This is a genomic window from uncultured Granulicatella sp. (genome assembly GCF_963515095.1).
Taxonomy (GTDB): Bacteria; Bacillota; Bacilli; order Lactobacillales; family Aerococcaceae; genus Granulicatella.
This window is the reverse complement of the sequence record NZ_CAUPXD010000009.1, coordinates 47113-54911: the sequence shown is the minus strand read 5'-3', so window position 1 is coordinate 54911 and position 7799 is coordinate 47113. Positions and strand designations below refer to the sequence as shown.

Sequence of the window (7799 nt, the reverse complement as noted above, 5' to 3'; positions counted from 1 at the left end):
ACGGTGACAATATTGTTAAGAAGACAACAACGTATGATGTGAATACTGATACTGGAACTGTAACGCCGAGTGAAAAAACAGTAGTGTATAAAGAAAATGGCGCAAAAGACAAAGTAGAAGTCACAACGATTCCAAAAACTACTCGTTATGAAAAAGATGACAAGCGAGAAAAAGATACACCAAATGTCACAATAGAAGGACGAGATGGATCAAGAACAGTCACAATAACGTATACTGTAAATGCGACAACAGGAGAAGCCATAGAGCATCGAGGAAATCCAGTTGTTGAAGAAGCACAGCCAACGATTATTAAAGTCGGCGCAAAAGCCAAAGTAGAGTATTTAAAAGACGGTGACAATATTGTTAAGAAGACAACAACGTATGATGTGAATACTGATACTGGGATATTAATTCCAACTGTTACAGAAGAAATAGTAAGTCCAAATGGAGTAAAATATACAGTTGTTGTAACGACTATTGAATCTCCTATCCGTTATGAAAAAGATTCAACAAGAGAAAAAGGTGAAGCAAACATCACAGAAACTGGCACAACAGGTACAAGTACAGTAACGACAACTTATGAAGTGAATCCAGAAAATGGAAACCTTATTCCAAGAGAAGGACAACCAATTGTAGTACCAGCTACAGAAACTGTTGTGAAAGTACCTGCCAAAGATGAAAAAAAATACATCAAAAAAGGAAATGATGTTGTTAAAGAAACGACAACATATACAGTAAATCCAACAAATGGTACACTTACTCCAACAGTAACAGAAGAAGTTGTGAAAAAAGATGGAGCGAAAAATACAGATGTTGTAACACCAATTGAATCTCCAATCCGTTATGAAAAAGATTCAACAAGAGAAAAAGGTGAAGCAAACATCACAGAAACTGGCACAACAGGTACAAGTACAGTAACGACAACTTATGAAGTGAATCCAGAAAATGGAAACCTTATTCCAAGAGAAGGACAACCAATTGTAGTACCAGCTACAGAAACTGTTGTGAAAGTACCTGCCAAAGATGAAAAAAAATACATCAAAAAAGGAAATGATGTTGTTAAAGAAATGACAACATATACAGTAAATCCAACAAATGGTACACTAACTCCAACAGTAACAGAAGAAGTTGTGAAAACAGATGAACCTTTATCACCAGAAGTACCAAAAAATAATAAAGAATTGATTGAAAATACAGAAGAGAAGATTCCAGTTGAAGTAAACAAAGAATCAAAGATTAATTCTGAAACAATTGAAAGAAATACAAATAAATTAGAAGGATTCAATCCAATTGCTTCTGAAAAAGAATTAGTATTACCTGTTATTGATTATTTATTGGTTCATAAGGTAGATAAAATAACAGAAACAGTTTCAAACGTATATAGTTTAAGAGAAGTTGAAAAGGTAGAGTATGAAAAAACAGTAATACCATTTAATCATTATTTACCAAACAATTTAAATGAGATTTTACTTACTGATAATGTCTCTATTAAAGAAACCACTCAAGTGGAAAGTGTAGCAACAAAAAATGAAGAATTAGAAGTGAAATCAACTACTGAAGCTGAAACGAGTACAGAAGAAAAGAGTAATTCTGAAGTACCAAATGAAAAAGTTAAAACAGAGGAAGTAGAACATACTGAAACTTCAAGGAATAATGGAATTTTAATAGCTGAAACAGTCGCTGTTTTGGCAGGAGTTGGAGTTTTAACTACTGTTTTAAAACGTAAAAAATCAAAAGATAAATAAATATTTGATGATTTTAATTTTTACAAATGTAAAAGAGACTTTCGTTGATACGGAAGTCTCTTTTGATGTTTTGGTTAAAATTTTAATGAAACAACAATTGTTCTAGTTCACGCCGTTGAACTTTCATAGTTGCTGTTCTTGGAATTTTTTCGTATTCCATCATAATTGGTTCATTTAGATGAGGTAAATTTTCAATAGCATTAAACCATAATTCATTTTGGAAGAGTTCTCCATCGGCAATAGCTACAATTGGTTGAGGATAGCCATGGTTATCACGAATAATGACGACTTCTTCCAGGAAGGGTAGATGGTCTAGTAAATAATCTTCAATAGCTAGTGTACTTTCCAAAGTTTCTACTAAGTCTACTTGACGGTCATGAAGGAGCAATTCACCTTTATCATTGATAAGCCCGTAATCACCAGTATCCCACCATTCATCGTATACATTTTCTTGGAATCGATTGTCTTCTTTGAAGTAAGTTAATGCTCGTCCTTTAGAATATAATTGAATATTTCCTGGAGTATTCGTTGGAAGAAGTGTTCCGTCATTTGTTGCAATTCTTGCTTTTGTAAAATGTTCAAATCCAATCCCCATATTACGGATATTTATTCCTGGTAATGATTCTAATGTGTGTTTACGAACGATGGCAGGTCCACATTCACTTTGTCCATAAATTTGTAAATAGATACCATTTTTCTTGTGATTCGTTTTTAAAAATGTAGCCATAGTTTCCTTATTAATCGCATCAAATGTCGAGTGATAGTAACGAGTATATTCAAATAATTCTGGACGATTTTTAGCAAGAGTAGCCCATTGAACAAAATTATTTGGATGCGTTTCAATTCCAATTGGTTGGTATCGTTGCAGTAAATGTTCGATATTTTGAATACTAGGATCTTTAATCGCTAAGTAAGAAAATCCTAAACTCATTAAAGAAGACATTCCAATATTAAATCGAGAATGTACCGGAGAGATATGAAAAGCTAGCAATTCTTTTTCTTCCATTTTTGAAAAAATACTTTTTTGGAAAGCAGTTCGCCATCCCATGCTATTAGCTGAGTGTGCGATTAGTTTAGGAATGCCTGTTGTACCAGAAGTGTGTGTCATATAACTAATCTCATTTGTATCAAGAGAAATGAAAGGGGTAATGGTTTCAATTTGTTCTTGGATTTCTTGTATAGAAAGAGCCTTCGCTTTATTTTTTTCTTGTAAAAGCATCACTTTTTCTGCTGTTTCATCATCGTAAATTAACCAAGCATCTTCTAATCGCTTAAAAAATGTATCAATAATGGTAGCAGGAAGATGAGCAGAAGTCATGACAGGAATAGCTCCTAAATAAGAGATGGCACAAGCTAACCAATAAGTATCGACAGCAGAAGATTTGTATACCATTACTTTTTCTGTTGCTTTAATTCCTAAACTAGCTAATTGAAAGGCACGTTTTTGAATAAATTTCAAACTTTCTTGATACGTAGTTTCTAATCCAAATTCAGGGAAAGCAGATAACACTTGATCAACATAAATTTTTGTATTTGGAAAGTCAGACCAAGCTTTCTCATAATTTTTATATAAGTGTAAAGGTTCGTGTTCATAAATGGTAGACATAGTAACATCCTTTCAAAAATAGTCTTTATCTAGTATACAGGAGAGATATAAAACTTGCAAAAAAATTTATGCATACTAGTATGCAAACGTTTTAATTTTTGGTAAAATACACGTATGCAACCGGTTTAACACCGGTAGAATAGGAGTTGATAAATGTGCAAATTAAAAACGAAGCAATGCTGATAACTTATTCAGATAGCTTAGGAAAAAACATGAAGGATCTAAAATATGTTTTAGAAACTTACTTTAAAGAATCAATTGGAGGAGTACACTTACTTCCGTTTTTCCCTTCAACAGGTGATAGAGGATTTGCACCAAGTGATTATACGACAGTTGATCCAGACTTAGGAAGCTGGGAAGATGTTGATGCATTAGGAGAGCAATATTACTTAATGTTTGATTTTATGATTAATCATATTTCTCGTGAATCAAAATTTTTCCAAGATTTTAAAAAGAATCATGAAAATTCTCCTTATAAAGATATGTTTATTCGTGTCCATGAATTTTTCCCTCCTGGACGTCCAACACAAGAAGATATCGATTTAATCTATAAGAGAAAAGATAAAGCACCTTTCCAAACAGTTCATTTTGAAGATGATACAACAGAAGAAGTGTGGAATACATTTGGCGAAGAACAAATTGATTTAGATGTGAATAAGGCTATTGTAAAAGAATTTATTCGTGAAACGATTAAAGATATGGCAAGTCACGGATGTTCCTTAATTCGTTTAGATGCTTTTGCCTATGCTGTAAAAAAATTAGATACAAATGATTTCTTTGTAGAACCAGAAATTTGGGATTTATTAGATGAAGTAAGAGCGGAAGCTGCAAAGTATCAAGTAGAATTATTACCTGAAATTCATGAACATTATTCTATTCAAATGAAAATTGCAGATCATGATTATTTTGTATATGATTTTGCATTACCAATGGTTGTTTTATATTCACTTTATAGTGGGAAATCAAATCGACTTGCAAATTGGTTAAAAATGAGTCCAATGAAACAATTTACAACATTAGATACACATGATGGAATTGGTGTTGTAGATGCAAGAGATTTATTAACAGATGAAGAATTAGATTATACTTCAGAACAATTGTATAAAGTTGGAGCAAATGTTAAGAGAGTGTATTCTAGTGAGAAATACAATAACTTGGATATTTATCAAATTAATAGCACTTACTATAGTGCGTTAGGAAATGATGATGCTAGTTACTTACTATCAAGAATTTTACAATGTTTTGCTCCTGGGATTCCTCAAATTTATTATGTAGGATTATTAGCAGGGGAAAATGATATTGAACTTCTTGAAGCAACAAAAGAAGGACGTAATATTAATCGTCATTACTATACATTAGAAGAAATTGAAAAAGAAGTTGAGCGACCAGTTGTCAAACAATTACTATCATTATTAAGCTTTAGAAATACTTCAAAAGCATTTGATTTGGAAGGAAAAATTGAAATTTCAACTCCAGATGAATCAACGATCGAAATTGTTCGTTCAAGTGCTGATCAACAAACAAAAGCTCGTCTAGTAGCAAATTTAGCAACAAAAGAATTTACGATTGAAGAAAATGGTGTAACTATTCAATTATAAAATTCCATATAAGGGGGAGAAATTTCTCCTCTTTATATTCACTTTTACGTATATAACAATAGTTATGAAAATAGATTTTCAATTTTAGCGAAACAATTTTCTTTTAAAAAAATTGTTTTCTGCTATTTACAAAATGAAGAAAATTTGTTATTATAACTATGTGATAAAAATAACAAGCAACGGAGGAAATCACAGTGACTGAAGAGAAAAAAGTAGTAGACTCTCAAAAAGAAGTGAATGAATTAGTAGAGAAAGGGCTAGTAGCTTTAGAACAATTTAGATTGCTCAATCAAGAACAAGTTGACTATATCGTAGCTAAAGCATCAGTAGCAGCTCTTGATCAACATGGTGTGTTAGCTTTACACGCTGTAGAAGAAACTGGTCGTGGAGTATTCGAAGATAAAGCGACTAAAAATTTATTTGCATGTGAACACGTAGTTCATAATATGCGTCATACGAAAACCGTTGGAGTTATTGAAGATGACGAAGTAACAGGTTTAACATTAATCGCAGAACCAGTTGGGGTTGTATGTGGTATTACACCAACAACTAACCCAACATCAACAGCGATTTTCAAATCATTAATTGCATTGAAAACACGTAACCCAATCGTATTCGCATTCCATCCATCAGCTCAAAAGAGTTCAGCTCATGCAGCTCAAATCGTTCGTGATGCAGCGATTGCAGCTGGAGCACCTAAAAACTGTATTCAATGGATTGAACACCCATCAATCGAAGCTACAAATGCTTTAATGAATCATGATGGCATTGCAACAATCCTTGCTACAGGTGGTAACGCAATGGTTAAAGCAGCTTATTCATGCGGAAAACCTGCTTTAGGGGTAGGTGCTGGTAACGTACCTGCATATGTTGAAAAATCTGCAAACATTCGTCAAGCTGCTCACGATATTGTAATGAGTAAATCATTCGATAACGGAATGGTTTGTGCTTCAGAACAAGCAGCTATTATTGATAAAGAAATTTATGATGAGTTTGTAGCAGAATTAAAGAGCTACCATACTTATTTTGTATCTAAAAAAGAAAAAGCATTACTTGAAGAGTTCTGCTTTGGTGTAAAAGCTAACAGCAAAAACTGTGCTGGCGCTAAGTTAAACGCTAATATCGTAGGTAAACCTGCTGCATGGATTGCAGAACAAGCAGGATTCTCAGTTCCAGAAGGAACAAACATTTTAGCAGCTGAATGTAGCGAAGTAGGGGAAAAAGAACCTTTAACTCGTGAAAAATTATCTCCAGTAATTGCAATCTTAAAATCTGAATCTCGTGAAGATGGTGTTGAGAAAGCAAGACAAATGGTTGAATTTAACGGTTTAGGACACTCTGCAGCAATTCATACAGAAGATGCTGATTTAGCGAAAGAATTCGGACGTATTGTTCGTGCAATTCGTGTAATCTGGAACGCTCCATCTACATTTGGTGGTATCGGGGATGTTTACAATGCCTTCATTCCATCTCTAACATTAGGTTGCGGTTCTTATGGACGTAACTCAGTTGGTGATAACGTAAGCGTTGTGAATCTATTAAATATCAAAAAAGTAGGGAGACGTAGAAATAATATGCAATGGTTTAAAGTTCCTTCGAAAATCTATTTCGAACGTGATTCAATTCAATACTTACAAAAAATGAAAAATGTACACCGTGTAATGATCGTAACTGACCAACAAATGGTTAACTTAGGATTCTTACAACGTGTGATTGAACAATTAGAATTACGCCCTAACAAAGTACTTTATGAAGTATTCTCAGATGTTGAACCAGATCCAGATATCACAACAGTTAACCGTGGTGCTGAAATTATGAAATCATTTGAACCAGATACAATCGTAGCTCTTGGTGGTGGTTCTGTAATGGATGCTGCTAAAGTTATGTGGATGTTCTACGAACAACCTCAAATTGACTTCCGTGATTTAGTACAAAAATTCATGGATATTCGTAAACGTGCATTCAAATTCCCTGAATTAGGTGAAAGAGCTAAATATGTTGGTATTCCAACAACTTCAGGTACAGGTTCTGAAGTAACTCCATTTGCCGTTATTTCTGATAAAGCTAATAACCGTAAATATCCATTAGCGGACTACTCATTAACTCCAACAATTGCGATTGTTGACCCAGCATTAGTTATGACAGTTCCAGGATTTGTTACAGCAGATACAGGTATGGACGTATTAACACACGCAGTTGAAGCTTATACTTCAACATTAGCAAATGACTACACTGATGGTTTAGCTTTACAAGCAATCAAGTTAGTATTTGAAAACTTAGAAAGTTCAGTTAAAAATGGAGACTTCGTATCAAGAGAAAAAATGCATAATGCTTCTACAATGGCTGGTATGGCATTTGCCAATGCATTCCTTGGAATGTCTCACTCAATGGCTCACAAAGTTGGTGGATTCTTCCATACAGTACACGGACGTACAAATGCAATCTTACTTCCATATGTTATCCGTTACAATGGTACTCGCCCAGCTAAAGCAGCTACATGGCCTAAATATAACTACTACCGTGCAGATGAAAAATTCCAAGACATTGCTAGAATGTTAGGATTACCTTCATCAACTCCAGAAGAAGCAGTAGATGCTTTAGCAAAAGCTGTTTATGAATTAGGAGAACGTGTAGGAATTGAAATGAACTTCAAAGCTCAAGGTGTAGATGAAAAAGAATGGAAAGAAACAATCCATGAAATCGCATTGTTAGCATATGAAGATCAATGTTCACCAGCGAACCCTCGTTTACCAATGGTAGCTCATATGGAAGAAATTCTTGCTGATGCATACTATGGTTACGCAGCTCGTCCAGGACGTTTAAAATAATCCATTAAACAAATATCAAGCG

At 33.9% G+C, this 7799-nt stretch carries 4 protein-coding genes; 3 read left to right on the top strand and 1 reads right to left on the bottom strand.

From position 1 onward, the window contains the following. Positions 1-1745: G5 domain-containing protein (locus RWL86_RS03655; protein WP_314077229.1), on the top strand; the 1745-nt coding region annotated here is incomplete at its 5' end. A gap of 82 nt (positions 1746-1827) precedes the next feature. Here the strand turns inward: RWL86_RS03655 and RWL86_RS03650 are convergent. Then, the gene (locus RWL86_RS03650) at positions 1828-3351 is read right to left on the bottom strand and encodes an AMP-binding protein (RefSeq protein WP_314077228.1); all 1524 of its coding nucleotides are present in this window, start codon (positions 3349-3351) and stop codon (positions 1828-1830) included. 155 nt (positions 3352-3506) lie between these two features. Here RWL86_RS03650 and gtfA point away from each other — a divergent pair, with 155 nt between their 5' ends. Together gtfA and adhE are read left to right on the top strand one after the other, a co-directional pair. Then, positions 3507-4949, top strand: a complete 1443-nt coding sequence (gtfA, locus tag RWL86_RS03645; protein WP_314077227.1) for a sucrose phosphorylase — start codon at positions 3507-3509, stop codon at positions 4947-4949. 188 nt (positions 4950-5137) lie between these two features. Then, positions 5138-7777 (top strand): bifunctional acetaldehyde-CoA/alcohol dehydrogenase, encoded by a 2640-nt coding sequence (adhE, locus tag RWL86_RS03640; protein ID WP_399534390.1) that lies wholly within the window; start codon positions 5138-5140, stop codon positions 7775-7777. Positions 7778-7799: the final 22 nt, after the last annotated feature.

Bases quoted from the DNA above. Each gene is read 5' to 3' on its own strand.
- RWL86_RS03650 (WP_314077228.1), bottom strand. From the start codon at position 3,351: ATGTCTACCATTTATGAACACGAACCTTTACACTTATATAAAAATTAT.